The following is a 26,896-nucleotide window of genomic DNA, read 5'->3' on the forward strand; positions in this document are numbered from 1 at the left end:
GAGGGCCGGGGTTTCATCCCGTGCCCCTGAGAGGCCCAAGGGCACGCGCAAGGGGCCCCAGGTCAAGCCGACCCCACCGCTGGTACCGACGCGAGCTGGAAGCCCAGCCACGCAAGCCGGAAGCCCAGCTCCAGCAGCTGGAAGCCCAGCCCACCAAGCGAAAAACCCAAACCTACCCACCGCGATACGGCACAACCGCCCGTTCCAACTTCCCGTGCCGCCCCACCGCCACCACCACAGGCTCAGAAGTCGGCGCAGTACAACACACCAACTCCGTCCCAATAAGCGCCACCGCGAACACATTCTGACTCGTATTCACACGATGAGTAACACGTCCCCCCTCCTCCACCCGCACCGCGCAAGGCTGCACCGCGGCCGCCACCCAAATCCCGCCCTCAGCGTCAAGGCAGATGCCGTCCGGCGCGACACCCGCCCGCCGCAGGTCAGCGAAGATCGTGGGGTTGACCAAGGTGCCGTCCGAGGCGACGTCGAAGGCGGTCAGCCGGAACGCCAGGGTCTCCGCGATCACCATCCGTCCATCCGGCAGCGCCACGGTGCCGTTGGGGAACAGCAGGCCCGGGGCGGCGACCCGCACCGATCCGTCGGGTTCGACCAGCGCGAGGTCGGCGGTGGGGATCTGCGCGGTGCCGGTGAAGAAGCTCGCTTCGCCGTGCTCGGCGATGTGGCCGTGCAGGTCGAACCCGAAGTTGCCGACGTAGGCGCGGCCCGCCGGGTCGACGAACATGTCGTTGGCGTGGAACGTGGCCAGGTCGGAGAGGTCCGCGTGCGGCACCAGCTCGCCGGTCGGCTCCAGGCGGAGCACGGCCCTGTCCACCATGGAGACCACGAGCATCCGCCCGTCCGGCAGCCACCCGAGCCCCGAAGGCTGTTGCGGCACAACGCACACAACTTCGCGCTCGCCGGTGGCGATGTCGACCCGCAGCACGTGGTGGTCGTAGAAGTCCGACAGGTACAGCGCTCCGTCCGGTCCGCGGCGCGGGTCCTCGCCGAACCGGAGACCTTCGAGAAACACTTGTGCTTCAAGCTCTTCAGCGCTCACGGCGCTCGACGGTAGCGCTCTCGCGCACCGGCCGGAAGGCGCGGTTGCCGCGCTTGAACGCGGGGGATGGCCCCCATTGGCGGGGGCCATCCCAGGCGTTTCAGCGAGCCGGTGCGAGGGCGTACCCGGCAGGCCGGGCGGTGAAGCTGCCCCGGCCGTGGGTTCTACTGCGCAAGCGGTTGGCGTAGCCGAACAGCTCGGCCAACGGCACCGTCGCAGTGATCGTCACCGTGCCCGCCCGCGTGACCGACCCCGACACCCGGCCACGGCGCACGGCCAGATCTCCGAGCACGCCGCCCACGACCTCCTCGGGAAGGGTGACCGCGACCTCGGACACAGGTTCCAGGAGCGCCATCACGCACGCGCGCAACGCTTCCCGGAGCCCGAGACGACCGGCCGTGCGGAATGCGAGCTCCGAGGAGTCCTTCGAGTGGGTCGCACCATCGGTGAGCCGGACCCGCACGCCCGTGACGGGGTGACCGCCGAGCGGCCCGTCCGCCAACGCGTCCCGGCAACCGGCCTCCACCGCGCGGACGTACTCGCGCGGCACAGCACCACCGACGACGGCCGACTCGAACACGAACACCTCCTCCGCAACAGGCTCGACGTCGAGGACGACGTGAGCGAACTGCCCGGCCCCACCGTCCTGCTTGACATGCCGGTACACCAGCCCCGACACACCGGACACGACCGTTTCCCGGTGTGCCACCCGGGGCCTGCCGACGCCGATGTCCAGGCCACGGCTGCGCCGGATCTTCTCCACCGCGACCTCCAGGTGCAGCTCGCCCAGGCCCGACAGCACCGTCTGCCCGGTCTCCGGGTCGGTCCGCACGGTCAGCGACGGGTCCTCTTCGACCACATGGGCCAGTGCCGTCGCCAACCGCTCGGTGTCGGTGGCCCTGCGGGCCTCGATCGCAACGGAGACAACGGGATCGGCGACCACCGGCGGTTCGAGCAGCACGGGAGCGGCCGGTGCGCACAGACTGGCCCCGACCCGGGCGGTCTTCGGGCCGATCACCGCGACGATGTCGCCCGCCGCGGCCTCGTCCAGTTCCGTGTGCCGGTCGGCCCGCACCCGCAGGATGCGCGAGATCCGCTCCTTGTTCCGCGTGCCGGCGTCGAGCACTTCCGCTCCCTTCCTGATCGTTCCCGAGTAGACGCGCAGATACGTCAGCCGTCCCGTGGCCGCCGCGACCACCTTGAAGGCCAGCGCGGCGAACGGAGCCGCCGGGTCGGCGGGCCTTTCCAGGTCCACCGGCGACGGCAGGTACGCGACGACGGCCGCCAGCAGCGGCTCGATCCCGCGGTTGCGGTAAGCCGAGCCGCACAGCACGACCAGGCCCTCGCCATCGCGGGTGAGGTCCCGCAGCGCGGACGCCAGCGTCGGTCCGGAGACCTCCGACCGCGTGCAGAACTCCTCCAGCGCTGCCGGATGTCGTTCGGCCACAGCCTCTTCCAGCATCCGGCGGCGCCGGTGCGCCTCCTCGCGCAGTGCGTCCGGCACCGGTCCTTCCTCGGCGACGTCGCTGCCGTCGACCCAGCGCAACGCGCGCATCCGGAGCAGGTCGACCACGCCGGTGAACCCGCCCTCCTGGCCGATCGGCAGCTGCACCACCAGCGGTACCGCGCGCAGCCGCTCCCGGATGGACGCCACCGCCGCGTCGAGATCAGCGCCGACGCGATCCATCTTGTTGACGAAGGCGATCCGCGGCACGCCGTGCCGATCTGCTTGGCGCCACACGGATTCGCTCTGCGGTTCGACCCCCGCGACGGCGTCGAACACCGCGATCGCGCCGTCGAGGACGCGCAGCGAACGCTCCACCTCGTCGGAGAAGTCGACGTGCCCGGGGGTGTCGATCAGGTTGATCCGGTGCCCGTCCCACGCGCAGCTCACCGCCGCGGCGAAGATGGTGATCCCGCGGTCGCGTTCCTGCGGGTCGAAGTCGGTCACGGTCGTCCCGTCGTGCACCTCACCGCGTTTGTGGGTCATGCCGGTGGCATAGAGGATTCGTTCGGTGAGGGTGGTCTTCCCGGCGTCGACGTGGGCGAGGATGCCCAGGTTGCGCAGGAGCTGGCGGTTCGGGTCGGTGCGCACGGCACGATGTCCTTCCGGGGTGATTCGACAGACCATGTCTGCGCGATTCACGGGACGAACGACACACCCCTGCCCGCTGAAAAGCGGGGCCTCAGTGGGGGCGGGCGTTCGTCACCGGGTCCGATACGGGGCGCGCAGCCGGTACCGGACCACCGAAGACACCAGAATCACCTCGTACCGCGACTGGAGGACGACGGCTTCGTGACCAAGCACGACCGGCCTCCCCTCACTCGTCACGGTGCGCTGCGCCTTCGCGTCAGCGCGGGTTCCGGGAGACCGTAGCCGTCCCCGGCGCTGCGGCAAACCGATTTCCGCCAAGGCGGGCGGGAGCTCCTGGGCGGCAACGCTGGCCGCCGCTTCCGCGAGGAACCCCGGAATCGCATTCCGCACAGCCGTGAGTACGGAGAGCAACGACATCCGTCCCGCCGCGCTTGAACGTCACCCGAATAAGGGACAGCCATCATAAAATCGCTGATCCGGATTCGCCGCCTTCTCCGGAGATCGTAGGAAATAATTATCGCCTACGGCGGAACGGGCTCATGACGGGAACCGAACGCACCCTAAGCCCGTCTCAAGCAGCAGGGTTGTCGCCCCAGAGGCTGGGGTGAACGGACGAGACTCGGGGGTGGTGCGCATGGGCAAGCCAGGCGACCAGAACTCGGAATACTACGGCTACGACGTGAACCAGTTGGACCAGCAGTCCAACGGCACCGAGGGCGGCCAGCACTCCGGCGCCACGCCCGCGTGGAGCAAGTACTACACCGAGTCGTGGGAGCACGCGAACCCGCGTGGCCAGGAACAACAGCCTCCCCGCGAGACACCCGCCGCTGACAAGAGTGACGCCGACATCGAGGCCATCAAGCTCCAGATCATGGGTGAGCAGCCCGGTACCGCGGAGGAGCGGGCGTTCCAGTGGCGGGCGCTGGCGGCCATGTTGGACTCGGTCCAGACGCAGGTGCGCACGCAGACCGATCAGCTCGACGGGGACTGGGAATCGCCGTTCGCCAAGGAGAGTTTTCTTTCCAAGATCGGTAAGAGCCTCGCATTCCTGGAGGTGTGGCGGCGCGGCGCCGCGGAGAACTCCGAAGCCCTCGATGGGCTGGCCAAGACCATGCGCAACTACCAGGACCGGATGACGACTCTCTGGAACGAGTTCAAGCCGAAGTACGACGGGGCCTCGGCCAGCCTGGGCGACCACATCGTCGGTTTCTTCTCGCTCAGCACCGCCTCGAAGGAAAACGCGAAGGCGAAGCAGGAAGTCCGGGACGAGTACAGCGTCAAGGCCCGGAAGCTGCTCAGCGAGATGGCGGGCGAGTACCAGCCGTACCTCGGCAAGCTCGCCAGCGGCCGGGCGAAGATGCTGGCCCCGCAGAACGCGGTCTTCCACCCGGGCGCCCTGGGGATGCCGACCCCCACCCTGCCCGGCGTTCCCGGTGGTGCGCCCGGCGGTCCTCCCGGTGGCCCCGGCGCCTTCAAGGGGTCGACGCCCCCGCTTGCCGCGCCCAGCGACCTCGGCGACCAGCTCCGGCAGTTCCAGCAGCCGCCCCCGACGCCGACGCCCGGTCCCCTGCCGACCCTCACGGCGCCGACGCCGACGATGACCCCGCCGCCGCTGCCCACGACCGCTCCGCCGCCCGTGCTGCCCGGCTCACTCCGCACGGCGGGCGCGCCGCCCGCTCCCGGGCAGCTCAACGCGCCGAACGCGGCCAACGCGCTCAACCGCGGTCTCGGCGTGCTCGGCGGGACGCCGCCGGCGGCCAACGCCCACGCTCCCGGAGCGTTCAAGGGCGCCGCGCCGCCCGGGTTCGGCGGGTCCACGCTGGGCGCGAACTCGCTCGGCAACCCGATGACCCCGCCGCCCGCACCGCAGAACGGCGGCAAGGCGGCGCCGAGGAAGCAGGACCGCAAGGACGTCCCGGGGCTGGGCGGGCCGCAGGCACCGGGTCAGATGACCCCGCCACCGGCTCCGCAGAACGGCGAACGCAAGCGGCCCGGCGCTCCCGGCCAGCCGGGCACGCCGCTCAACCCGAACGTGGACAACGCCTTCCAGGCCCCGCCGTCCTCGGCTGCCCCGTCTGTGCTCGGCGGCGACAAACCCGTACCCGCCAAGCACTATCGCCCGGGGACGGCGCCGTCCAAGCCGAACCCGGCCGGTGACTTCGTGCCGCCGCCGGTGCTGGCCAACCCGCACCGGACGGGTCCCGCCAAGACGCACACCGAGGACCTGGCGGCGCGGGAACGCGCCCTGCGCGAGCAGCGGCGGCTCGACGAGCAGCGCGGCCGGAACTCTGAGTTCGCCGTCGGCCAGCCCACCGGCACCTCGCCGGTGCTGGAAGGCCGCTCCGCGCCCAAGAAGGCCACGGACGCCAAGCGCGAGAAGGAAGCCGCTGTGCCCTCCGCGCTGGTCGGTGCGACGGGGCCCGCAGTGCTGGACCGGCACGCCGAGCAGCGCTCCGCGGACCAGCGCGCCCGCGACATCCGCAGGCAGGTCGAGCACAGCACCGAGGAGGCGTGGGCCCCGCAGGAGGGGGCTGCCGTCCTCGACCGGCGCGACGAGCAGGAGTACCGCGCCGAACCGAAGCCCACCGTGGGAGGAACGCGATGAACAACGTGCCTGGCTGGGCCACCGAGGGCCTGGAGCTCAAGGCCGACCCGAACCAGTTGAAGGGTTACGCCACGAACCTGGCCACCGTCGCGGAGAACCTCAAGGACGACGCCAACGGTCCGGCGATGGCCGTCTTCGGCGGCGGCGAGGACGTGTCGATCTCCACCGGCGGCATGGCCGAGGGGCAGATCGCGCAGGACCTGGACGCGCGCAACGCCCGCGAGATGATGGCCTTCCTGGGCGATCAGTACAAGGAACTGGTGGCGCACTCGGCGGCGACGCACATCCTCGCCGACATGTACGAGACCGGCGCCAACAACCACGCGATCAGCCTCAACTCGATCCTGTGGGCCTACCAGGAGCCCGGTGCCACCCAGCCGAAGGGCGTTCCGCCGTACCTGTTCGACAAGGACGGCAAGCTGGTGACGATGAACGCGCTGTACCAGGAGTCCGGTCAGGCCAGCAACACCTCCGCGACCGACAAGAAGATGGGCGAGCAGCGCATGCCCAACGGTGACCTGGTGACCACCTACCAGACCGCCGACGGCGGGAAGCGCAGCGTCACCAAGAGCGGCGACAAGGTCACCGAGATCGTCTGGAACTCCGCGGGCGTCAAGGTCTACGACCTGGTGTCGCTGCCGAACGGGAGCTCGACGACGACGTTCTACGACAAGGACGGCAAGGCCCAGGGCAGCAACGTGCGCACCGTGACCGAGACGAAGAGCGGGGTCTGCACCGCGGACAAGACCTACGAGGTCACGCACGAGACGGCGAAGGTCGAGACGAAGGACGCCTCGGGCGCGGTCACCTCCAGCACCAGCGATCACATGGTCACGCACAAGGACACCAAGGCGCAGACGCAGACCCGGGACTACTACACGACCAACGGCGACGACCCGACGAAGACGAACCAGCGGCACATCCCCAGCCAGCCCGACAAGGCGAACCCGGAGGACTGGCAGCGGATGGCCGAGGAGCAGTCGGAACGGGCCCGCCAGGCCATCTAGCCCTTATCCCGCAAGCCCCGCCCGCACTCCGCCCACCAAGTAAACTCCGTCCCATGCCCCACACCCGCCCGCTCGCCCAATCCCCCGCGGGCGCCGTCTAGAGAACCCCGTTTCGTACTCATAACGGGAAAAAGAGCGCTCCAAAAACCCGTTTTGAGTACGAAACGGGATTTTGGGCTGCGGTGAGGATGTTTCGGGGGAGATCACGAGGGGTGGGGTCACGGTGGTTGGGGGCCGCTTGTGGGACGCGGCCTGGTCATCTGGTGCCGACGGAGCGCAGCGTGGCGAGCACCAGCGCGCGGGTGACGGTGATGATCTCGCTGACGGGGACCTGTTCCCGCGGGCCGTGGGCGAGGCGCACGTCACCCGAGCCGTACTGCAACGTGGGGATGCCCGCCCCGGAGTACAGCCGCAGGTCGCTGCCGTAGGGGGCGCCTCGCTCAGCCGCGCGCGGCCCACCGGTGACGTCCGCGTGGGCGTCGCCGACCAGGGCCGCGAGCGGGTGCCCGGCGGGGAGCCGTCCGCTGGCGAACTGGCCGCCGGGCCACGTCACCATCGCGGGGTGCGCGCGCAGCCACGGGTCGCCCGCGCAGGCTTCGGCCACGCACTCCTCCAGTTCGGCGCGCGCCCTGGCCGGGTCCTCGCCGAGCTGGACGCCGAGCCTGCCCTCGGCCACCAGCAGATCGGGCACGCTGCTGGCCCAGTCTCCGGACTGGACGGTGCCGACGGACAGCGGGTAGGGAATCGGGTACTCCGACATCAGCGGGTCAGCGCCGGTGTTGCGGCGGGCTTCCAGGCGGGCGAGCGCGTGGTGGATCGGCAGGTAGGCGTCGATGGCGCTCATGCCGACGTACCTGGTGCTGCCGTGGGTGGCCCGGCCGGGCACCTCGATGCGGAAGGTCAGGGCTCCGGCGTTGGCGACCATGAGCGCGCCGCTGGTCGGTTCGGTGATGATGCAGGCGTCGCCGGTGTAACCGCGCTTGAGCGTGCCGAACGCGCCGAGCCCGCCGTCCTCCTCGCTGACCACGAAGTGGGCGGCCACCTGGCCGCGCAGGTTCGCCCCGGACTCCCGGATCGCGGCGAGGGCGGCGATGATCGCCACCACGCCCGCCTTCATGTCGCACGCGCCGCGGCCGTGCACCACGTCCCCGGTGACCCGCGGGCGGAACGGGTCGCCTTCCCATTGCGCCGGGTCACCGGGGGGAACGACGTCGGCGTGGCCCTGGAGGACCAGGGTCGGCCCGTCGCCGCCGTGCTGCGTGGTGCCCACCAGCCCCCACGCCTCGGTGCGCGGGGCCTCGCCGCCCGGGAAGTCCTGATGCGCGCGCAGTTCGCCCAGGTCCATCGACCACAGGTCGACGTCGAGCCCGGTGCGCTCCAGGTGCCGGGCGAGGATGTGTTGCAGCTCGGACTCCGCGTCGGTCCCGGTCACGCTGGGAACGGCGAGGAGGTCCACCAGGGTCTGGCCGATGGCCGTCTCGTCCACCGCGGCCAGCGCGGCCGCCTCGACGTCGCTCACGTTCGTTGTCATCGAGCCGGGAGACTACGGCCGCGACGGCGGCCCTAACAATCACGATTTGCGGCAATCATCCGCCGGGTCGAGCAGGGTGCCGAAGATGTGTCGTCCGCAGCGTTCGGCGGTGACGGCGTCGAGGAGTTCTCCCGGTGTACAGGGGTGCTCGCGCATCCAGATCCGGGCCGTGGCGGAACTGGTGAAGGCGTTGAGGTCGTTGCAGCACACGTCCGCCGATGGCCCGGTTCCGGTGGCTGCACTGGAGAAAACCACTGCTGTGTCAGGGTTCCACGCATATTGTCCATTGTGGACATCAATGGCCACGTCAGCTCCGGTGACCGGGTCCGCGCAGGTGATGGTCGCGTCCGTGTCGAGCATCGCCGGTATGCCGAGCGCGTCGATCGCGCACATCGCCCACACCTCCACCCCGGAGGCGAGCCGGACGCGGTGCCGGGTCGGGATCGCGGAGAACGGGTAGGCGACGCGGATCGCCCCGTCCGGGTCGAGCCGGATCGCGTCCGCGTCGTGCAATCGCGCCAAGACCGGAGCACTCCGTTGGAGCTCAGCCTCGCTCGGAGGTCGGCCGGTGGCGGCGAACGCGCGCAGGATCGCTTGGAGCAGCGCGCGTTCGGCGGGCTCGGCGGGAGCGGTGCGGGCTCGCCAGGCGAGCACGGCGGCGCGGAGTTCAGCCACGGAGGGCACGCCGTCCCGGTAGAGGCGGCACGACAGGCTCGGCACCTGCCCTGGCTGGACGAAAGGATCGACGCCGTCCACAAGCAGGGTCGGCGAGCCGTTCATGCCGACCCGCGCGGCCCGCTCCGCGGTGTCGACGACCTCGGTGGTGATCGTGACGTCATCGCGTCCGGCCACCGCTTCGGCGAGATGTTGTTGCAGGACAAGGAGATTTGGACAGTCCGGGACGGTGAGTATGCGCAGTTTCACGACGATTCCCCGGCCTGTTCGCGGAGGACGTGCAGCAGCGTGCAGGCCTGATCGACGCTGGGCAGCTCGCAGCGGGTCACCAACCCGGACAGGGAATCCCGCATCCGCGTCAGGTCGGCGAGACGGGCCTCGATGTCGGCCAGCCGAGCCGCGGCCAGCGCCCGCGCGGCGTCGCAGGCCGGTGGCCCGCCATCGGCCAGGTGCAGCAGTTCCTCGGTCTCGTCGAGGGTGAACCCGAGCGCTTGGGCTCGTTTGATGAACCGCAGCCGCGCCAACGCTTCCGCCGGGTACTGGCGATGTCCGGACGTTGATCGGTGGGGCGGCGCCAGCAGGCCACGGCGCTCGTAATAGCGCAGCGTCTGCGGATTCACGCCAGCCTGTCGGGCAAGTTCACCGGTGCGCACGGCGTCAGCATGCGCCCTGTACCCGAGTACAGGGCAAGTGGATCACCACTCCCCGATGATTCAGCCGTGACTGTAGTACAGCGCGCACTGTATGGTTGCGGCCATGCTGAAGAGTGAGACGCGGGAGGACGCGCTGGCCCGCCTCGGCCGGGCCCTGGCCGACCCCACCCGCTGCCGCATCCTGGTCGCCCTGCTCGACGGCGTCGCCTACCCCGCGCAGCTCGCCGACCACCTCGGGCTCACCCGCTCGAACGTCTCCAACCACCTGGCGTGCCTGCGCGGCTGTGGCCTCGTGGCAGCCTCCTACGAGGGCCGCCAGGTCCGCTACGCCCTCGCCGACGCGCACCTTGAGCGAGCGCTGACGGAACTGGTGAAGGTGGTCCTCGCCGTGGACACGGCGCAGACCTGCATCGACGGCACAGTCGGATGAACACCCGTCGAGACGTGCTTTCGCGGCGGGTGCGCATGCTGGTCGCCGCGACGATCACCTACAACGTCGTCGAGGCCGTGGTGGCGCTGACCGCGGGCACCATCGCCTCCTCCACGGCGTTGATCGGCTTCGGCCTGGACTCAGTGATCGAAGTCGCCTCCGCGACAGCGGTGGCCTGGCAGTTCTCCGGCCGCGACCCCGAAGCGCGCGAACGCACTGCGCTCAAGGTCATCGCGGTGTCGTTCTTCGCCCTCGCCGCCTACGTCACCGTCGAGTCGGTGCGCTCGCTGTTCAGCGCCGAGGCCGCCGACCATTCCACGGTGGGGATCGTGCTCGCCGCGGTGTCGCTGGTCGTCATGCCGTTCCTGTCCGTGGCGCAGCGCCGCGCTGGCCGAGATCTGGGGTCGGCCAGCGCGGTCGCAGACTCCAAGCAAACGCTCCTGTGTACCTACCTTTCCGCAGTCCTACTGGTCGGACTGCTGTTGAACTCCGCATTCGGTTGGTACTGGGCTGATCCGCTGGCCGCGCTCGTGATCGCCGCTGTGGCCGTCAGGGAGGGCCGCGAAGCCTGGCGTGGCGACCACTGCTGCTGAAGCTCGAAAGCTAACACGATCACGGCATCGAATCTCATACACGCTTCTTATGGCCGGATGACTCGCAGATTATTCGCGCTGGATTAATGCCCTTTCGCAAGGCTCCTACCAGCCACAACTCCGCTCCCAATTGCCAGTGGACCAGAAATCTGATGGCCTGTTGCCCAATTTCGCCCACCACGGGCAGGCTCGGCACCTGAAATCGGAAATGGCGCCAAGGAGCCTGCGTGACTTCTCTTCGCACATCGATCACGGCCTTTTTCGCGGTGGGCGCGCTGGTGCTCTCCGCGTGCGCCACCGCATCGCGCGCCGCCCCGGACCAGCAGGCGGAGGTGGAGCGGGACCTGATCAAGGACGGCGGCACGATGATCGCCACGATGCGGGTCTACCCGGTGCAGTTCAACGGGCTGCACATCGACGCGACCATGCTCCCGGACACGCTCGGGGCGACGCTGCCGTCGCTGGTCCGGGTCGACCGGGATGGGGTGGTCGTGCCAAACAAGGACTACCTGGAGTCCTTGCGGCTGGTCTCCGCCGATCCGCAGGTGGTGGCATACCGGCTCAACCCGAAGGCGCGCTGGAGCGACGGAACGCCTATCACCTGGGCGGATCTCGCGTCCCAGTGGCGCGCGACGAACCTGACCAACCCGGAGTACAAGCTGATCGCGGCACGCGGCTACGAGCACATCGCGGGCGTCGAGCGGGGCGCGGACGAGTTCGAGGCGATCGTGCGCTTCACCGACCGCTTCGCCGAGTGGAAGCACCTGTTCACCGAGCTGTACCCGAGAGCGCTCACCGCCGCCCCGAAGGTCTTCAACTCCGCCTGGACAAGCGCCCCGCTGCTGAGCGCGGGTCCGTTCAAGGTCGATCACCTCGACAAGGTGGCCAAGACGATCACGCTGGTGCGGGACGCCACCTGGTGGGGCGAGCACCCCAAGCTGGACCGGATCATCCTGCGCGCCGTTCCCCCCGGCGCCGAGCCGGAGGCGCTGGGCAACGCCGAGATCGACGAGGCGCTGATCGAGAGCCGCGACGAGCTCGGGCGGGTCGAGGGGATGCCCGGGGTGACGGTGCGGCCGATCGGCTCGATGGAGGGGTTCGCGCTGGCGGTGTTCAACGGGGCGCCGGGATCGATCGCCGCGGACCGGGAGCTGCGTGCGGCGGTGGCCAGGGGGATCGACCGGGCGATGATCACGAAGGCGATGCTGGCCGGGACCGCGGCGGTGGGACGCCAGGCGGACAACCACATCTTCTCGGTCACCTCACGGCACTACCGGGACCACTCGGGGCTGCTCCCCTTCGACCCGGCGGACGCGACCCGCAGGCTCGACGCGCTGGGCTGGCGGCTCGACGGGGACATCCGGCGCAAGGACGGCAGGCCGCTGCGGCTGCGGACCGTCCTCTCCGCCGATCACCCCGAGCGGCTGGACACGGCCAAGATGATCCAGCAGCAGCTCGGCGCGATCGGTGTGGGGATCGATCTCGAGCAGGTCCCGTACCCGGCGTTCTTCCCCCAGTACATCAACGTCGGCAACTTCGACCTGGCGCTGTTCGCCCGGGGCGGCGAGGACGCGCGGCCGATCAGCTCCGCGGCCCCCTACTACACCCGCGGGAGCACGACCCAGCTCAACGTGGGGCGCAACGGCAACGAACGCATCGACCGGCTCTTCGAGCGGGCGAGCCGGGAACTCGACGACGACAAGCGGATGGCCCTGGGCAACGAGATCGACGCGGCGATCTGGGAAGAGGCGTTCTGCCTGCCCCTGTACACGTCCACGGGGCACTACGCGGTGCGCGCCGGCCTGGTCAACACCGATGTCACCCAGTCCTTCCAGCCCGCGGACTACACCAGGGTCGGCTTCCTGAAGTGATCCTCGTCAACACCACCTGCTCCAACGGCCGCCCCGGTGTCCGCGCCTTCTTCTCCGACATGTGAAGCACGTCCGTGATCCACCCGCGCACCAAGTAGACTGCACCCATGCGCCCCACCCGCCCCCAGACCCAACATGAGGCGGCCGCAACCTAGAGATCTCCCGTTTCGTACTCATAACGGGGAAGAGAGCGCTCCCAAATCCCGGCAAGAGTACGAAACGGGATTCGGGCGGTCACTTCAGCTTGATCTGGCCGACCAGCGCTGCGCAGCCGGTGTCGATGGCCTTGGCCAGGTCCTTGTTGGTGTCGGTCCAGCGGCAGCGGACGACGACCGGGCGCCCTTGCGCATCCTTGTTCGGGATGTAGTAGACCCGTTGCGAGACAGTCACATTCGGGTCTCGGGGCGCCTTCGCCGGTCCGATGGACTGGACCACGGACTCACGGCCGTCGACGGGCTGCCGCGAGTACCGGGTGGGCGGCGGGTCCTTGATGACGATCTTGGGGTTGCGCAGCTCGTTCTCGATGGTGCCCGCGTCGCCCTTGTGCAGGGCGTCCGTGCTGATCGTGATGTAGTTCTGGTTGTCCTGCGGGTTGCCGTCCGGGGTCAGCACCGCGTGGTTGCTCCCGCTCCAGGACACCAGCTTCGTGGCGTTGACCAGTCCGGCCGGGACGGTCGCGGTGTAGAACCTGCCGTCCGGGTCGGCCAGGCCGTTCGGCGGCAACGCGGAGGTGGTGGGCGCGGTCGAGACCGGGGCGGTCGTCGGTTTCACGTCCGGTTCCGGGGCGGGAGCGGGAGTGCCGGTGATCGACCCGCTGCAACCACTGGCCACCACGGCGAGGGCCGCGGTGGCACCGGAAAGGAACACGATCGCACGCCTCATCGGGCCATCCTCGCACAGAGCGCCGCGCCGTTCTCGCTGATCGGCGGCGTGGTGGCGTGGATTTCCGTCAGAGGTGAATCCCGTTGACCACACGCTGGAACCGCTCGACCAGGTCCGCGGTGGTGGCGGCGTCGAAGAGCGCCGCGTTGTACTCCAGACCACCGATGATCATGCCGTTCCACTCACGCAGTGCGAGGTTGACGTCGGTGTGGGCACGCGATTGGGGTACGGGCACGACCTCCACCTCGACATCCGGGAAGTCGAGGTCGAAGCCGGGGAAGTTCAGCATCACCATCGTGGCGGGCACCCTGAATCCCACGAGCTCGAACGGGGTGTCCTGGTGGTCGTAGGCATCGAGTAGCGCCGATCGGACCACGCGGACGCAACGACGGAAGTCAGTGTCCACAGTGGACCGGAGCACGAGGCGGTTGGTGAACAGGCCGACGACGTCGGCGAACCGGGGATCATGCCGCCCCGACACGGTCACTCCCACGGTGACGTCCCGTTCACCGGTCCACTCCGCGAGCGCGATCGTGTAAGCGGTGAGCAGCACGATGAACAGGCTCGCCCCTTCCTCTTCCGCGACGGCGAGCAGGCTGTGGGTGACCTCCTGTCCGAAGTGGACGGAGTGCGTGGCGCCGCTCGTCGTGCGGGCGACCGGGCGTGGTCGGTCCAACGGCAGGGGGAGCGGAGCCGCGCCGTCCAGAACACGCTTCCAGTAAAGCGATTCCTGACGTCCCCGCTGCTCACGGGCGAAGGTGGAGTAACGACGATCGGGCACAAACCCGACATCACCGCGGTACGCCGCGTTGAGGTCGTGGACGATCTGTCCCAGGGACCAGCCATCGGCGACGAGGTGGTGGAAGGTCAGCACGAGCGTGTTCCCGCCGACCAGCTTCGCCCGGAACAGCGGCCCGGTGCGGACATCGAAGTGGTGCGATGCCTCGGCGGACAGCTCCGTCGCGGTCTCCAGGACGAAGTCGGACGGCGGCAGCACCACAGGTCGGACAGCGTCGGGGAACGTCCAACGCAGGACTTCGTGCTTGCGCCACACAAAATCCAGCGCGCGTTCAAGCGCGGCGACGTCGAGCGGCCCGGTGAACCGGAACGCGACGCATTCGGTGTACTCGGTCGAGCTCGGAACGGCGTGGTGCTCGGCCAGGATCGTCGCCTGCGCCCAGGAGATCGTGTCGTGTCCTTCCGCCAAGCCGGGGTCGTCGGCCGGGCGACTCCGGTCGATGACCGATGCCAGCTCGCACAACGACTGCGCCTCGAACAGGGTGCGCGGCGGCACGCGAACCCCCATCCGCGCGTGCACCATGGCGAGCATTCGGAACCCGGACACCGAGTCGCCGCCGATCCACAGGAACCGATCTGTGCGCCCGATCCGCCCGCGCCCGAGGATCTCTCGCCAGATCGCGGCGAGTGCCACCTCGGTTTCCGTCAACAAATCGTCCACAGTAGACAGGATCTCCGGTTCGGGCAACGCGGCGCGGTCCACCTTCCCTTGCGGTGACAACGGAAGACGGTCCAGCACCACGACCGCTGACGGAACCATGTAGTCGGGCAACACCTCCGCCAGTTCGACGAGCACCCCAGCCGGTGTCAGTCCGGCTCCCACGACGTAGGCGAGCAACCGGGGCCCCTTGCCAATGACCACGATCGCGTCCCGGACCGCGTCGAGGGAGCGCAGCGCGGTCTGCACCTGGCCGGGCTCCACCCGGAAACCGCGGATCTTGACCTGGTCATCCGTGCGGCCGACGAAGTCCAGCACTCCCCCGGGAAGAAGGCGCGCGAGGTCTCCCGTGCGATACATCCGCCCGCCGGGGCAGGCCACGAACCGCTCGGCGGTCGCGCCGGGACGACCGTGGTAGCCGAGCGCGACTCGTTCTCCCCCAACGTAAATCTCACCGATCTGTCCATCGGCCACCGGGCGCAGAAGCTCATCGAGCACGTGCACATCCGTGTGCCCGATCGCCTCTCCGATGGGCACGGACGACGCGAGGACATCCAGTACCTGTTGGCACGTCGTGAAGATCGTGCACTCCACCGGACCGTAGGCATGGACCAGGCGCAGATCGGGAAACTTCGACCGCACCAGGCGGAAGTGGTCGACGTTGGCACGCTCCCCGCCGGTCATCACCTGGCGCAGCACGGAAAAGACCCCGGGATGGGCTTCCACGAGGTAGCCGAACAACGCGGTGGAGAAGAACGCCGTGGTGACACCGTGGCGCGCCACCAACTGCTCGATCAGCACAGGATCGGGACGCTGGCCCGGTTGCAGCACGCACACACCGCCGTGCAGCAGAGCCGCCCAGAGCTCCAGCGCGAACCCGTCCCACGAAACCGGCGCGGTCTGGAGGATCACCTGCTCCGGACCGAAGTCGGCGAAGTCCGCGTCGGCGAAGGTCAGCGCCAGCGCTCGATGCGGGCACACAACGCCCTTGGGCCGTCCCGTCGATCCGGAGGTGAACAGCACGCACGCGGGCGCTTCCGGGCTGACCTCAACGCACGGCGCGGGCGGTGATGCATGTGCCATCCCCACGTCGGTGATCACCATCGCCGACGCCGCTTCGGCTAACAGCACGGCGTTGTGCTCATCGGGATGGCTCGGGTCCAACGGCACATAAGCCGCGCCACGCTTCAGAATCGCCAAGATCGCCACGATCAGGTCGAAGCCCCGAGGCAGCAGAACCGCTACGAGATCACCGGGCCCGACCCCGCGCGCGGCGAGAAACGCGGCGAGGCGAGAAGCGGCCACGTCCAGCTCTCCGTAAGACATGGTGCCGTCTTCGAACACCAGTGCGCAGGCATCGGGCCGCGCCGCAGCCTGCCGCTCGAACAGCTCGTGGACAGTGCTCATCGGCGGTCCACGAGAGCGGCCAGGTCGTCGAGCAGCACGTCCACACCCGGCAACGCAAGCCCCGCTCTCGTCAGCGCCCGAGTCGCGCGAGAATGCGCCGGATCGTCCAACACCTTGCGGCAGGCCGAAATGAGAGCGTCCACGGACAGGGTCTCCGGGTCCAGCACGACCGCCGCGCCCAACTCCGCCATCCGCGAAGCGTTGGGGTGCTGGTCGGTGAACAGCGGGATCGCCACCATCGGCACACCGGTCGCGATGCTGTCCTGGACCGCCCCGAACCCGCTGTGGCTGACGAACGCATCGCAGGCGGTGAGCAGGGCCCGTTGTGGGACTGAGGACACCAGGTGCACGTTGTCCGGGGCCGACCGCTGGCTCAGTCCGCCCAGCGCCACCACACCGTGCACCGGAAGTTCGCCGAGCGCTTCCACGATCACGTCGAAAAGTCGTTCCACACCGGGCAAACTCGGCGCGAGCGTGCCCAGGCTCGCCAGCACCACCGGCCGATCCGGCGACAGTTCGGCGAGGTCCAGGGAGGCGCTCTCCGATGGGGGCAACCGGTAGTACCGCGCGGACGGCTCCCGCAGTTCTGAGGGATACCACGCCTCCGGGACCACGCCGACGCGCAAGTCACTGGTGACACGATCTACCGGCGGGAGCCCCAGACGTGAATGCTGCTCCCGCGCGGAGGGCAGGATCACCGGACCGTCCACAGCGGACATTGGCGCGGTGTCCAGCAGCACCTGCGGTACTCCCAGCACTCGGGCCGCGTAGGAACCACCGAACTCGTTGGACTCGCGGAGGATGAGGTCCGGACGATCCCGGTCGAGCAGGGAGATCAGTTCGTCGGCGAAGACCCCCGCGATCGGCCCGGCGAACGCCCGCGCGATCGCCGCCGTCACGACCTCCGCCGGGGTGTGGCGGTCCGGCGCGGTCAGCTCTTTCGGCAGGCCGAGCCGCTCCCCCAGTTCAGGATCGGTGCGCAGGGTCTCCAGGGACACCACGGACGTCAGCGGCAGCGGTTCCAGGCCCTCGCGCTCGATCAGCCCGGTCATCGAAGCAGAGGTGGCCACCCGCACGCGATGCCCGGCCCTGGCCGCCGCGCGGGCCACCGGGACGACCACCGGCAGCACGTGTGACGGAATCGGCAATGCAGTGAAGACCAGGTCCATCAAGCTTCTTTTCCTTTCACATCAAGCAATCCCGAGTTGACAGCAGCGCTCGGGCATTGCACGCTGCGGCGGTGCGCGTGCTGATCAGTACCTGGGCCTGGCGTTCCCACTACTACCCGCTCGTCCCGTTGGCGTGGGGTTTGCTGGCCGCCGGGCACGAGGTGCGGGTGGCGACGCAGCCCGCACTGGTCCCGGCGGTCACGGCCTCCGGTGTCCCAGCGGTCGCGGTCGGCCGGGACCTCGACTTCACCGAGGTCTTCGCCGGGATGATCGGTCGCGTGGCCGATAGGGAGGCCGACGGGGTCGAGGCGGCGATCACCGCTGACGGCGGCGTGGTGCGCTACGCGGAGGCCATGGTCGACGACCTGGTGGCCTTCGGCCGGGCGTTCCGGCCGGACGTGGTCGTGCACGAGCCGTTCAACCTGGCGGGCGCGGTGGCCGCCCAGGTCCTGCGCGTTCCGGTCGTCAAACACCTGTGGGCGGCGGACTTCACCGAGATGGTCCCGGTCGAGGAAGCGGTCGCTACCGGGGATCTGGTGCGGCGCTTCGGCCTTGAGCGCCTGCGCACCGATTCGGACCTCGTGGTCGATCCGTGCCCGCCCGCGATGCAGCTTCCCGCGGGCAGTTCGCCGCGCCAGCCCGTGCGATTCGTTCCCTACAACGGCATCGCCGAGGTGCCGGACTGGTTGCTCGCGCCCCCGGGCCGCCCGCGCGTGTGCGTCACCTGGGGAACGCTCATGTCCGAATTGGACGATCAAGACGTTTTCCTCGCGCCACGGGTTGCCAAGGCATTGAGCGGGCTGGACGTGGATGTCGTGGTCACCACCGATCCCCGCGCCCACCCCAAGTTCGCCGACCTGCCGAGCACCGTCCACATTGCACAGAAGCAGCTCGCACTGCACCTGCTGCTGCCGAGCTGCGCCGCGGTGGTGCACCAGGGCGGCGCGGGCACGACCATGACCGCGTTGGCCGCCGGAGTGCCGCAGCTGATCCTGCCCTCGGTCGCCGACCAGCAGTTCAACGCGGGGCAGCTGGCCGCGACGGGCGCGGGCGCGATCGGTGCCGTCGACAAGGTCGCCGAGCAGGTCGCCGATCTCTTGACGGACAACGCGGTCCGAGCGGCTGCGGCGGAGCTGGCCGGGGAGAACGCCCAGCGCCCCACTCCCGGCCAGGTCGCCGCCGAGCTGCCCCGGCTGCTGTGAGGTCACCGCGACACGAGGTGAGCGTTGCGATCGCGCAGCACGCCCAACTGGTAGAAGCGGTCGATCAGGCGTAGCGGCCGCACGCCGACCCCGGCCATGTTGCGGCTGGTCGCGGCGAGCAGTCGCGGGTTGCGCGCGGTGTTGCGCATCAGCGTCCGGCCCAGGAGACGGCCGAACGGCGACAGATCGGTGATCATGCGCGCGGCATTGTGGCTGACCGTGGAGATGTGTTTGACCTCGGGCATCCGCTCGGTGTCGTAGCGTGCCAAGGCCCGGTCGACGTCTGCGGCGCCGAATCCGTCCAGCCCTGCGGCCAGTGTGACCGCGTCGCCGATGGCAGTGTTCATGCCCTGCGCGGCCATCGGGTGCACCGCGTGCGCGGACTCGCCGACCAACGCCAACCCGGGCGCCGAGAGCCGGTCGGCCAGGAAACGCGGCACTGGCAGCAACTGGCGGTGGCCCAGGCTGGCCAGCACGCCCTCGCGCAGCCACTCCAACGCAGGCACCTCGTCGAGCATGCGCCCGGTCCACTCGCGGAGAGCGTCTTTGTTGACACCGCGCAGCTCGTCGGGTTCGACCTGCACGTACAACCGCGTCCGCCCACCGGGCAACGGATAGACCAGGCGCAGCCCGCGCGCGGTGACAAACGCGGACAGCTCGTCGCTACGTGTGTCCGCGATGTCGAGGGTCAGCAGGCGATGCGGGTAGTCACCGCGCTTGCCCGCGATCCCGGCCGCGCTCCGCAACGACGAGCCGATGCCATCGGCGGCAACCACGAGCGCGGCCCGAATCTCGGTGCCCTCTGCTCGCACACCGGCTACGCGCCCGTCCTTGTCGCGCAACAGTTCCTCGACGCGACTACCTCGGCGCAGTGTCACCGACCCGGGCAAGCTCGCCTCGATCGCGGCGAGGATCACGTGGTAGTCCGCAGACAGCAGCCGACCGCCGTCGTCAGGCAGCGTGCTGTAGTCCAGGCGCAGCAAGGCTTCCCCACTCGGCGCGCGGATGCTCAAGCTGTCCAGCGCGGGAGCGCCGTGCTCGATGAGCGCCTGCTCCGCGCCCCATTTCCGCAGCGTGGCCAGCGCTCCCGGTTGCAGCAGCTCGCCCTTGGCGATCGACGGACGCGTAGGTTGCTTGTCCAGCAACAGAATCCGAGCACCGAGCGAGCCGAGTGCTGCCGCTGCTGCCAATCCGCCCGCACCGGCGCCGCACACCACGACGTCGAAGTCAGTGCTCACGCGGTCGCCTTCCGATAGGCGGCCAGTGCGCGCAGCGCCAAACCCGTTGTGATGGCGCCGTTGGGATAGTGCACGCAGTACCGCACGTACGCGCTGACGGGAGCTTCCGGCCAGTGTCCGTCCTTGCCTTGTGCGGCAAGCAGCCACGACACGGCCGACTCCACCGCATCTGAGCCGGGGTCGACACCCGCGGCCAGCAGGGCTCGCAGCGCCCAAGCGGTTTCCTCGACCGTGCCAGGGTCTCCGTGCCCGGTGCTCCATGATCCGTCATCGAGCTGTGTGCTCAGCAGCCAGTCCCGCGCACGCCGCGCCACTTCGTGATCAGCGTGACCGGCTCGGGCCAGCGCTCCCAGCACGACGGACGTGCCAGGCGTGTTGCCCCGGTACCACAGCGCGTCGAACGTGCCGTCCTCGCGCTGCTGCGTGATCAGCCACCGAATCGCTTTGTCCACACGGGGATCAGAGCCCGTGGCGCCGGTCTCCAGCAGCACGTCCACGGACTGGCTGGTGATGTACGGGCACGGCCCGTCGTTGGCGAGCTTCGTGTCCTTGACCCACAGGCTCCACGAGCCGCGGGTGTCCTGGCGGCTCGCCAGCCACCGCGCGCCGTCGCGCAGGTGCTCGTCCTGGTCTGCGCCGGGCAGGGCGGCCAGTGCCGAAAGGATCTCGGCGGACTCCAGCGTGACCGGCCAGCCGCGTGGTCCGGAGTAGCTCCATCCCCCGGCCGGACAGTCGAAAACGCGGAACGGCTCGGCCTGGCGCGTGCGGTGGAACAGCTTCGCCGTGGCGGTCAGGCGTTCGTCGGCGGCATAGCCCGCGTCGGCCAACCCGGTCATGGCGAACCCGGAGTAGGTCAGTCCGATGTTGACCGCGGGCCACGCGCCGTCGTCATTGATGGAGGCGCGCAGGTATCCGGCGATCGCGTCGGTCAGATCAGGTGCTTCCCCCGCTCGCACAAGGCCGATCGCCAGCAGCCCAGCCGCCCACGGGTCGTCGGCGACCTCGCCGGTACCGCCCTCGTGCCGGTGGATCTCCCGCAGCAGGCCGAGCGCGACCGGCTTGGCGATCCGGGTCAGCAGGCGGTTGACCGGCCCGCCGGGGTTCGCACGGGCCTGGGCGAGCGCCGCGCCGACGTAGGGAGCAGTACGGAAGGAGATTCGCTTGCGGCGCAAGGATGGCAGCAGCACTACCCACAGCGGGAGCCGCTGCGCCGAGCCCTCGTCGAGCCAGCCCGCCATCGCGTGGAACCTACGGCACAGCTGAGCGACCACCGGGTCTTTGATGCCGTCGAGCCCATCGAGCGCCTCCAGCGTGGACCGTCCTTTTGCGACAGTGTCGGCGTGGTGCTCGCCGCCGAGGATCTCCACGGCCGCGACGGCGGCGGCCGTCGGCACCGCTTCGCTGAACTGGCCCGGCACGGCTCCCCAGCCGCCGTCTGCGTTCTGCGTGCGCACCAGCCACGCGAGCCCCCGCCGGATGTGACCCGCGGACTCCTTGGGGCTGTGCAGGTTCAGCGCGATCGTCGCGCCCACCGTGCCCAACGTCGCCGACTCCGACGACGCGAAGTGGATCGTCCCGTCCGGACGTTGTCTGCACAGCAACGACTCCGCGCCGGCTTCGAGCGAGGCTGCGACATCAGTCATGAGACAGCAGTCCTTTCCGGACTCAAGTCGTGTCGACGGCGCAGCAGGTGCTGGCTCGCCAACGTGATCGTCAGAGACGGCACGGACACGGCCAGCGTCACGGCGAGGCCGAACCCCGCCGTGCAGACGGCGGCGGCCAGCAACAAGCGTTCCACCACAAGCACTTCGTGCGTCCGCAACGCCGCATCCGCGGTGAGTTCGGGCAACGCGAGCAACCGCGTGTACGCCGCCGCGCCGAGTAGGACGGCCCCCACCAACAGCACGCCGTTGGGGCTCGGCCCAGGAACGAGGAACCCGGTGGTCAGGGCGAGCAGCCCGGCTCCGGCGAACGCCGCGGCGGCGACGACGGCGGCGTGGCGGCTCCCCCGGCGCACCGGCAGCGTCGCGTATCCGCCTTCCCGATCCCCTTCGACGTCTCGCAGCGTGCCGACCAGGTTCGACGCCACGTCCTGGAGCACGAACACCAGCGCCCACGGCAGGATCGTCGGCGGCGGCACGTCCTGCACCGCCATCGCGCCGAACACCAAGGCGAACGGGGTCAGCAGCCCGCGGTTGACGTTGCCCGCCAGGCCCCGCGACTTGAAGACGCGGCTGTAGGTCACCACCCCGGCGACTCCGATCAGCGTGACCACCAGCGTTCGCCAGTTCGCCGCCGCGCCCATCCCGACCGCGGCCACCACGCAGCCCAGCCCGGTGCGAACCGCGCAGCGGGGCGACATCCGGCCCGAGGGCAGCGGGCGATGCGGCTTGCTCACCGCGTCCAGGTCACGGTCGAAGTAGTCCCCGAGGTAGAGCGCGGCGACCCACACCAGGGTCGGCACCAGCCACGCGACGGCGACGAAGATCAGCGGGGCTTCCGAGGGACCCGCCAGCGCCGCTCCGGCGAGACCGACCAGCCCGGGATACATCGCGGTGTAAGGACGCCACGTCTCGACGTGGGCCAGGATCACCATTCCCGGTCGACCGCGATGTCGGCGAACCGGCGCAGCACTGCCGTGTCCGCGAAGTCCGCCAGATACCCCTTGGCGGTTTCCGCCTCGGCACGCGTCCGCTCGCGGGCGGCGTCGAGCGCACCCAGGTCCTCGAGCACGTCGGCGAGCATCCGATGCGCTTCCCGCGGCAGCAGCCTGCCGCTGAGCGCCTCGTCGATGCGGGCGCGCTCGGCGGGCCCGGCCAGCTCACGGCCGATCAGCACGGGCAACGTCGGCCTGCCGTTGGCGACGTCGGTGGACGCGGACTTGCCCGCCTGCTCGGGATTCTCGGCATAGGGAAGCAGATCGTCGTGCATCTGGAACGCCCGCCCGAGGTGGTCGCCGAACGCGCCGAGCGCCGCGACCGCGCGCGGGTCGGCTCCACCGAAGAGCGCTCCGATCTCGCAGGCGCAACGGAACAACGCGCCCGTCTTCTTCGACACCACGTGGAGGTAGCGGTCGAGGCTGCACAAGGGATCGCCAACGAGCAAGGCTTCCTCAACCTGGCCTTCGCACAACGCCATCCCCGTGCCCGCGACCGCGCGCACCGCCGCCAGGTGCACGCTTCCCGGAACGTCACCCGCATACGCGGTGAGGGTGTCGAAAGCACGGAACAGCAACGCGTCTCCGGCGACGATTCCGTTAGCGACGCCGTAGCGCGCGTGCACCGCGTTCCTGCCGCGCCGCGTCAGGTCGCCGTCGATGATGTCGTCGTGCACGAGGGTCGCCACGTGCAGGTACTCCACGGCTAGCGACACATCGGACAACAACGCGGGGTCGCCGCCGACGACAGCCGCCGCCTCCAGGGTCAGCGCGGGCCGCATCATCTTGCCCGCGGGCAGCAGGGCGTACCGCAGCATTTCCCCCAGCTGCCCGGGAAGGGCTCCGCTGCGGGCCGTGAGGAGTTCGGTCAGCAGCTCCCGTGTGCTCTGCCCGAGCTTGTCCGGCGTGAGGGTCATCCGATCCCCTTGCCGGACAGGTACTCGCCCGCGATGCCCGCCACCAGGTCGTTGACCTGCGGGGTGGACACGGTGATCCGCACGCCGATTCCGGGATAGGCCCGGACGAGGACACCGCGCTCGGCGTAGAACTCGGCCAGCGGTTCCGCCTTCTCCCCCGCTGCCAGCCACACGAAGTTGCCGTGGCTGTCCGGAATCGGCCATCCCCGCTCGCGCAGCACGGCGGTCAGCCGGTCCCGCTCGGCGGCGATGTCCGTGCAGCGCTGGGCCACCTCGGGCCGGACGTCCTCGCCGAGCGCGGCGATCGCGGCGGCCTGTCCCGGCCCGCTCACCCCGAACATCGGCATCATCCGGGCCAGGCGCCGCGGCAGCGAGGGATGGGTGATCATGTAGCCCACGCGCAGCCCGGCCAGCCGGTAGGACTTGGAGAACGTGCGCAGCACGCAGAGGTTGTCATGGTCGTCCACACAGGACAGTGCGTCGCGGAAGCCCTCGCGGGTGACGAAGTCCCGGTACGCCTCGTCCACGATCACCAGCACGCTCCTGTCCACTTCGGACAGGAACTCGCGCAGCCGCCCTTCGTCGAACACGGTTCCGGTGGGATTGTTGGGATTGCACAGCAGGATCGCCTTGGTGCGCTCGGTGACCGACTTCGCCATCACGGCCAGGTCCGTCTCGTCGCCGTCGAGCTGCACCGGCACTCCGGTCGCGCCCGCGTGGGCGATCATCGGCGGATACCCCTCGAAGGAGGGCCACGGGTAGACGATCTCGTCACCGGGCGCGCACACGCTCATCAGCACGATCTGGCACAGCGCGGCCGAGCCCGGCCCGACGAGGACGCGATCCGGGGAGACGCCGACGTGGTCCGCGATGGCGGCGGCGAGGCGCGTGCCGCGCATGTCCGGGTACTCGTGGGCCCGCGCGACCTCGGCGGCCGCCGCCTCCAGCAGAGCGGCCGGAGCCGGGTACGGGACCGTGTTCATCGTCAGGTTGTGGAGCGGGCTCAGGGCAGTCACCTTTGCTCTGTTTTCGCCATTCCGGACACATCACCCGAACCGCCCCTTTGACCGAATTGTCAATTCGGTGCAAGGACCCACTCACCTGACTCAGGTCGTCCCCGGGAGACGGAGCGTGCGCAGTTGAACAGCAGCTTACGCAGGCAGGTCCACTCGAACGGCCTAATCAAGCGAACCATTCCGCTCAGCCGGAAGGGTCGCAGATGTCACGCGTGCCGCATTGACGCCGCGGCAAATAAGAAGGTCTTTATTGACACGAACAAGAACGGAACTAGCCGACGGCGGTCTGCGCTCCCAGCAGGTGTTCGCGCCCCCACGCCCCCAGCGGCTCCAGGGCCTCGTTGAGCGAAATTCCCAGTGGTGTCAACGAATACTCAACTCGCGGCGGCACCTCGTCGTAGGCGTCGCGGCGCACGAGGCCCGCGGCCTCCATCTCGCGCAGGTGCGAGGCGAGCACCTTCTCCGTGATGCCCGGCAGCGCCCGCCGCAGCTCACCGAAGCGGACGACGCCCTGGTGCAGCACCCACAGCAGCGACACCTTCCACTTCCCGCCGATCAGGTCCATCGTCGCTTCGGTCCCGCACTCGTGCGCTCCCGGCCTCGGCACCGCCCGTCACCCCGCATCCGCTCTACCTGCACACTCACCTCGACGAAAGCACCCACTCCGAAGTGCGTACTTGTCCGGCTCGCCGACCTGCGGCGAGCCTAACCGCCATGACCGACACTCCCGCTCCGCGAACCGGTTCGACCCTGCTCGGCCTGGGCGCGATGGGCACCGCGCTCGCTTCCGCCTGGCTCACCGCGGGCCACGACCTCACCGTGTGGAACCGCACCGCCGCACGCGCCCGCCCCTTCGCCGAACGCGGCGCGACCGTCGCCGCCAGTGCCGCCGAGGCGGTCGCCGCCAACGACCTCGTGGTGGTCTGTCTGCTTGACGACGCCTCCGTCCGCGCCACCCTCGACGGCGTCGACCTCACCGGCAAGGACCTGGTCAACCTCACCACCGGCACCCCCGGCAGCGGTCGCGCGCTGGCCGAGTGGGCCACCGCTCGCGGCGCTCGCTTCGTCGACGGCGGGATCATGGCCGTGCCCCCGATGATCGGCGTTCCGGGTTCCGGCGCGTACGTGTTCTACAGCGGTTCCGCCGCCGCGTTCGAGGCCCACCACGGCACCCTCGCCGTGCCCGCGGGCACGAAGTACGTCGGCGAGGACCCCGGCTTCGCCGCGCTCTACGACGTCGCGCTGCTCAGCGCCATGACCGGCATGTTCGCCGGGGTTTCGCACGCGTTCGCTTTGGTGCGCAAGGAGAACATCGATCCGCGGGAGCTCGCCGGGCTGCTCTCCGGCTGGCTCACCGCCATGTCCGGCTACGCCAACGGCATCGCCGGGCACCTGGTCACCGGCGACTACACCACCGGTGTCACGTCCAACCTGGCGATGATGGCGGAGGGCAACGCGACGATGCTGCGCACCGCACAGGAGCAGGGCGTCAGCCCCGAACTGCTGCAACCGTTCATGCGGCTTATGCAGCAGCTCGTGGACGACGGTCACGGCGACGAGGACACCACCGGCGTCGTCGACCTGCTGCTCTCCCACGGGACCGGTCCCGGCCGATAGCCGCACAGTGGACGCATGACTGAGCGGCCGCGGCGTCCTCCCCAGCTCATCCTCGCCCTGATCGCCCTGCCGGTCGCGGCCATGCTGTTCGGCATGGCCGCGACCAACCTCGGCGGCCCGGGGAGTTCGCACACGGGTCCCGCTTCACTGGCCCTGCTGTTCTCCCTGTTCGGCATCCGCTTCAGCGGGGCGCGCACGACGTCGGTGGCCATCCTGGCTTTCCTGACCATGGTGTGGTTGCCCGGCGCCATCTCCCACGCGGGCGACTCCTCCGTGGAACAGGCCGCGTACTACGTCCTGATCGGCACCGTCCTGTTCGTCACGGGCGCCGTCCTGTCCTACCTGCCCGCGTCCATCCGGTACTACGACGAGGCCATCCGCTGGCGGGCCCTCAACCGTCCACTTCGGTGAAACCTCGACGAATGACACCAAGATCGAAGCGCTTTCACCGCACGATCTAGAAGGGCGCCGGTTCGCCGATGGGTTCGACTTCGCTTTCGTAGGTTGTGCCTTCCGGTGTGGTCCAGACGTGTCGTCCGTCGTCGAGGTTGTGGCATTGCCAGCTGGTTTCGTGCTTCATGCGGTGGTGCCGTCTGCATTTCGGCCGGAGGTTGTCGATGGTGGTGTTGGTGCCGTTGAAGGGGCAGCAGTGGTCGAGGTCGCAGCGGTGGACGGGCTGGCGGCATCCGATCATCGTGCAGTGCGGGTACCGGGCGGCGATCAACTCCCGCTGCTTCGCGGTGGGCCGGTAGGTGGTGACGTCTTCGGCGATGCCGGTGACCGGGTCGGTGAGGATGCGCTTCCAGATCCCTCCTG

At 69.6% G+C, this 26,896-nt stretch carries 22 protein-coding genes and 1 pseudogene; 8 read left to right on the top strand and 15 right to left on the bottom strand.

The window, feature by feature from the left end; translation table 11 throughout:
- Nucleotides 1–172: 172 nt before the first annotated feature.
- A complete protein-coding gene (locus NLX83_RS40190; protein WP_254240557.1) occupies nucleotides 173–1,060 on the bottom strand; it encodes an SMP-30/gluconolactonase/LRE family protein in 888 nt (295 codons plus the stop codon).
- A 100-nt stretch (nucleotides 1,061–1,160) separates the two neighbouring features.
- Nucleotides 1,161–3,155, bottom strand: coding sequence for an elongation factor G (fusA, locus tag NLX83_RS40195; protein ID WP_254240558.1), 1,995 nt, complete (start codon nucleotides 3,153–3,155; stop codon nucleotides 1,161–1,163).
- A gap of 634 nt (nucleotides 3,156–3,789) precedes the next feature.
- Between fusA and NLX83_RS40200 the strand changes: the two genes are divergently transcribed.
- Nucleotides 3,790–5,760 carry a WXG100 family type VII secretion target gene (locus tag NLX83_RS40200; protein ID WP_254240559.1) on the top strand — a complete coding sequence of 657 codons (1,971 nt, stop codon included), beginning with the start codon at nucleotides 3,790–3,792 and terminating at the stop codon, nucleotides 5,758–5,760.
- The gene (locus tag NLX83_RS40205) at nucleotides 5,757–6,767 is read left to right on the top strand and encodes a hypothetical protein (RefSeq protein WP_254240560.1); all 1,011 of its coding nucleotides are present in this window, start codon (nucleotides 5,757–5,759) and stop codon (nucleotides 6,765–6,767) included. Before NLX83_RS40200 ends, NLX83_RS40205 begins: the two co-directional genes overlap by 4 nt.
- A gap of 256 nt (nucleotides 6,768–7,023) precedes the next feature.
- Here the strand turns inward: NLX83_RS40205 and NLX83_RS40210 are convergent, their stop codons facing one another.
- The 3 genes from NLX83_RS40210 to NLX83_RS40220 are packed head-to-tail and all read right to left on the bottom strand — an operon-like array spanning nucleotide 7,024 to nucleotide 9,626.
- The gene (locus NLX83_RS40210; RefSeq protein ID WP_254240561.1) at nucleotides 7,024–8,298 is read right to left on the bottom strand and encodes an ArgE/DapE family deacylase; all 1,275 of its coding nucleotides are present in this window, start codon (nucleotides 8,296–8,298) and stop codon (nucleotides 7,024–7,026) included.
- Between the two features lie 39 nt (nucleotides 8,299–8,337).
- The gene (locus NLX83_RS40215) at nucleotides 8,338–9,222 is read right to left on the bottom strand and encodes an alkylmercury lyase family protein (protein ID WP_254240562.1); all 885 of its coding nucleotides are present in this window, start codon (nucleotides 9,220–9,222) and stop codon (nucleotides 8,338–8,340) included.
- Nucleotides 9,219–9,626, bottom strand: a complete 408-nt coding sequence (locus tag NLX83_RS40220; RefSeq protein WP_308209530.1) for a MerR family DNA-binding protein — start codon at nucleotides 9,624–9,626, stop codon at nucleotides 9,219–9,221. The genes NLX83_RS40215 and NLX83_RS40220 overlap by 4 nt, the downstream gene beginning before the upstream one ends.
- A gap of 103 nt (nucleotides 9,627–9,729) precedes the next feature.
- Between NLX83_RS40220 and cmtR the strand changes: the two genes are divergently transcribed.
- The 3 genes from cmtR to NLX83_RS40235 all read left to right on the top strand — a co-directional run bounded on the left by cmtR (nucleotide 9,730) and on the right by NLX83_RS40235 (nucleotide 12,520).
- On the top strand, nucleotides 9,730–10,056 hold the full coding sequence (gene cmtR, locus NLX83_RS40225; protein WP_254240564.1) for a Cd(II)/Pb(II)-sensing metalloregulatory transcriptional regulator CmtR: 327 nt from the start codon (nucleotides 9,730–9,732) through the stop codon (nucleotides 10,054–10,056).
- Complete coding sequence (locus NLX83_RS40230) at nucleotides 10,053–10,649, top strand: cation transporter (RefSeq protein WP_254240565.1); 597 nt, start codon at nucleotides 10,053–10,055, stop codon at nucleotides 10,647–10,649. Before cmtR ends, NLX83_RS40230 begins: the two co-directional genes overlap by 4 nt.
- Nucleotides 10,650–10,876: 227 nt before the next feature.
- Complete coding sequence (locus NLX83_RS40235; protein ID WP_254240566.1) at nucleotides 10,877–12,520, top strand: ABC transporter family substrate-binding protein; 1,644 nt, start codon at nucleotides 10,877–10,879, stop codon at nucleotides 12,518–12,520.
- Between the two features lie 234 nt (nucleotides 12,521–12,754).
- Here the strand turns inward: NLX83_RS40235 and NLX83_RS40240 are convergent, their stop codons facing one another.
- From NLX83_RS40240 to NLX83_RS40250, 3 genes are all read right to left on the bottom strand, one after another.
- On the bottom strand, nucleotides 12,755–13,402 hold the full coding sequence (locus NLX83_RS40240) for a hypothetical protein (protein WP_254240567.1): 648 nt from the start codon (nucleotides 13,400–13,402) through the stop codon (nucleotides 12,755–12,757).
- A 67-nt stretch (nucleotides 13,403–13,469) separates the two neighbouring features.
- Nucleotides 13,470–16,265 carry an amino acid adenylation domain-containing protein gene (locus NLX83_RS40245; RefSeq protein WP_254240568.1) on the bottom strand — a complete coding sequence of 932 codons (2,796 nt, stop codon included), beginning with the start codon at nucleotides 16,263–16,265 and terminating at the stop codon, nucleotides 13,470–13,472.
- Complete coding sequence (locus tag NLX83_RS40250) at nucleotides 16,262–17,434, bottom strand: glycosyltransferase (protein WP_254240569.1); 1,173 nt, start codon at nucleotides 17,432–17,434, stop codon at nucleotides 16,262–16,264. Before NLX83_RS40250 ends, NLX83_RS40245 begins: the two co-directional genes overlap by 4 nt.
- Before the next feature lie 71 nt (nucleotides 17,435–17,505).
- Between NLX83_RS40250 and NLX83_RS40255 the strand changes: the two genes are divergently transcribed.
- Nucleotides 17,506–18,636 carry a nucleotide disphospho-sugar-binding domain-containing protein gene (locus tag NLX83_RS40255; RefSeq protein WP_254240570.1) on the top strand — a complete coding sequence of 377 codons (1,131 nt, stop codon included), beginning with the start codon at nucleotides 17,506–17,508 and terminating at the stop codon, nucleotides 18,634–18,636.
- Between the two features lie 2 nt (nucleotides 18,637–18,638).
- Here the strand turns inward: NLX83_RS40255 and NLX83_RS40260 are convergent, their stop codons facing one another.
- From NLX83_RS40260 to NLX83_RS40285, 6 genes are all read right to left on the bottom strand, one after another.
- Nucleotides 18,639–19,874 carry an FAD-dependent oxidoreductase gene (locus NLX83_RS40260; protein ID WP_254240571.1) on the bottom strand — a complete coding sequence of 412 codons (1,236 nt, stop codon included), beginning with the start codon at nucleotides 19,872–19,874 and terminating at the stop codon, nucleotides 18,639–18,641.
- A complete protein-coding gene (locus NLX83_RS40265; protein WP_254240572.1) occupies nucleotides 19,871–21,517 on the bottom strand; it encodes a prenyltransferase/squalene oxidase repeat-containing protein in 1,647 nt (548 codons plus the stop codon). Before NLX83_RS40265 ends, NLX83_RS40260 begins: the two co-directional genes overlap by 4 nt.
- Entirely contained in the window at nucleotides 21,514–22,470 is a 957-nt protein-coding gene (locus NLX83_RS40270) for a UbiA family prenyltransferase (RefSeq protein ID WP_254240573.1), read from the bottom strand. The genes NLX83_RS40265 and NLX83_RS40270 overlap by 4 nt, the downstream gene beginning before the upstream one ends.
- The gene (locus NLX83_RS40275) at nucleotides 22,464–23,447 is read right to left on the bottom strand and encodes a polyprenyl synthetase family protein (protein ID WP_254240574.1); all 984 of its coding nucleotides are present in this window, start codon (nucleotides 23,445–23,447) and stop codon (nucleotides 22,464–22,466) included. Before NLX83_RS40275 ends, NLX83_RS40270 begins: the two co-directional genes overlap by 7 nt.
- Nucleotides 23,444–24,463, bottom strand: coding sequence for an aminotransferase class I/II-fold pyridoxal phosphate-dependent enzyme (locus NLX83_RS40280; protein ID WP_254240575.1), 1,020 nt, complete (start codon nucleotides 24,461–24,463; stop codon nucleotides 23,444–23,446). Before NLX83_RS40280 ends, NLX83_RS40275 begins: the two co-directional genes overlap by 4 nt.
- A 271-nt stretch (nucleotides 24,464–24,734) precedes the next feature.
- Nucleotides 24,735–25,028 carry a winged helix-turn-helix transcriptional regulator gene (locus NLX83_RS40285; RefSeq protein ID WP_254240579.1) on the bottom strand — a complete coding sequence of 98 codons (294 nt, stop codon included), beginning with the start codon at nucleotides 25,026–25,028 and terminating at the stop codon, nucleotides 24,735–24,737.
- A 149-nt stretch (nucleotides 25,029–25,177) separates the two neighbouring features.
- Between NLX83_RS40285 and NLX83_RS40290 the strand changes: the two genes are divergently transcribed.
- The gene (locus tag NLX83_RS40290) at nucleotides 25,178–26,080 is read left to right on the top strand and encodes an NAD(P)-dependent oxidoreductase (protein WP_254240576.1); all 903 of its coding nucleotides are present in this window, start codon (nucleotides 25,178–25,180) and stop codon (nucleotides 26,078–26,080) included.
- A 15-nt stretch (nucleotides 26,081–26,095) separates the two neighbouring features.
- Nucleotides 26,096–26,491 (top strand): hypothetical protein, encoded by a 396-nt coding sequence (locus NLX83_RS40295; protein WP_254240577.1) that lies wholly within the window; start codon nucleotides 26,096–26,098, stop codon nucleotides 26,489–26,491.
- A 46-nt stretch (nucleotides 26,492–26,537) separates the two neighbouring features.
- Here the strand turns inward: NLX83_RS40295 and NLX83_RS40300 are convergent.
- A pseudogene (locus NLX83_RS40300) lies at nucleotides 26,538–26,896 on the bottom strand (HNH endonuclease); the annotation flags it as partial.

The organism is Allokutzneria sp. A3M-2-11 16 (genome assembly GCF_024213555.1).
GTDB lineage: Bacteria > Actinomycetota > Actinomycetes > Mycobacteriales > Pseudonocardiaceae > Allokutzneria.

Coding starts and splice junctions, on each gene's coding strand:
- NLX83_RS40270 (WP_254240573.1), bottom strand. CDS start 22,470: ATGGTGATCCTGGCCCACGTCGAGACGTGGCGTCCTTACACCGCGATG.
- NLX83_RS40210 (WP_254240561.1), bottom strand. CDS start 8,298: ATGACAACGAACGTGAGCGACGTCGAGGCGGCCGCGCTGGCCGCGGTG.
- NLX83_RS40240 (WP_254240567.1), bottom strand. CDS start 13,402: ATGAGGCGTGCGATCGTGTTCCTTTCCGGTGCCACCGCGGCCCTCGCC.
- NLX83_RS40200 (WP_254240559.1), top strand. CDS start 3,790: ATGGGCAAGCCAGGCGACCAGAACTCGGAATACTACGGCTACGACGTG.
- NLX83_RS40230 (WP_254240565.1), top strand. CDS start 10,053: ATGAACACCCGTCGAGACGTGCTTTCGCGGCGGGTGCGCATGCTGGTC.
- NLX83_RS40285 (WP_254240579.1), bottom strand. CDS start 25,028: ATGGACCTGATCGGCGGGAAGTGGAAGGTGTCGCTGCTGTGGGTGCTG.
- NLX83_RS40250 (WP_254240569.1), bottom strand. CDS start 17,434: ATGGACCTGGTCTTCACTGCATTGCCGATTCCGTCACACGTGCTGCCG.
- NLX83_RS40245 (WP_254240568.1), bottom strand. CDS start 16,265: ATGAGCACTGTCCACGAGCTGTTCGAGCGGCAGGCTGCGGCGCGGCCC.
- NLX83_RS40275 (WP_254240574.1), bottom strand. CDS start 23,447: ATGACCCTCACGCCGGACAAGCTCGGGCAGAGCACACGGGAGCTGCTG.
- NLX83_RS40265 (WP_254240572.1), bottom strand. CDS start 21,517: ATGACTGATGTCGCAGCCTCGCTCGAAGCCGGCGCGGAGTCGTTGCTG.
- NLX83_RS40290 (WP_254240576.1), top strand. CDS start 25,178: ATGACCGACACTCCCGCTCCGCGAACCGGTTCGACCCTGCTCGGCCTG.
- NLX83_RS40205 (WP_254240560.1), top strand. CDS start 5,757: ATGAACAACGTGCCTGGCTGGGCCACCGAGGGCCTGGAGCTCAAGGCC.
- NLX83_RS40295 (WP_254240577.1), top strand. CDS start 26,096: ATGACTGAGCGGCCGCGGCGTCCTCCCCAGCTCATCCTCGCCCTGATC.
- cmtR (WP_254240564.1), top strand. CDS start 9,730: ATGCTGAAGAGTGAGACGCGGGAGGACGCGCTGGCCCGCCTCGGCCGG.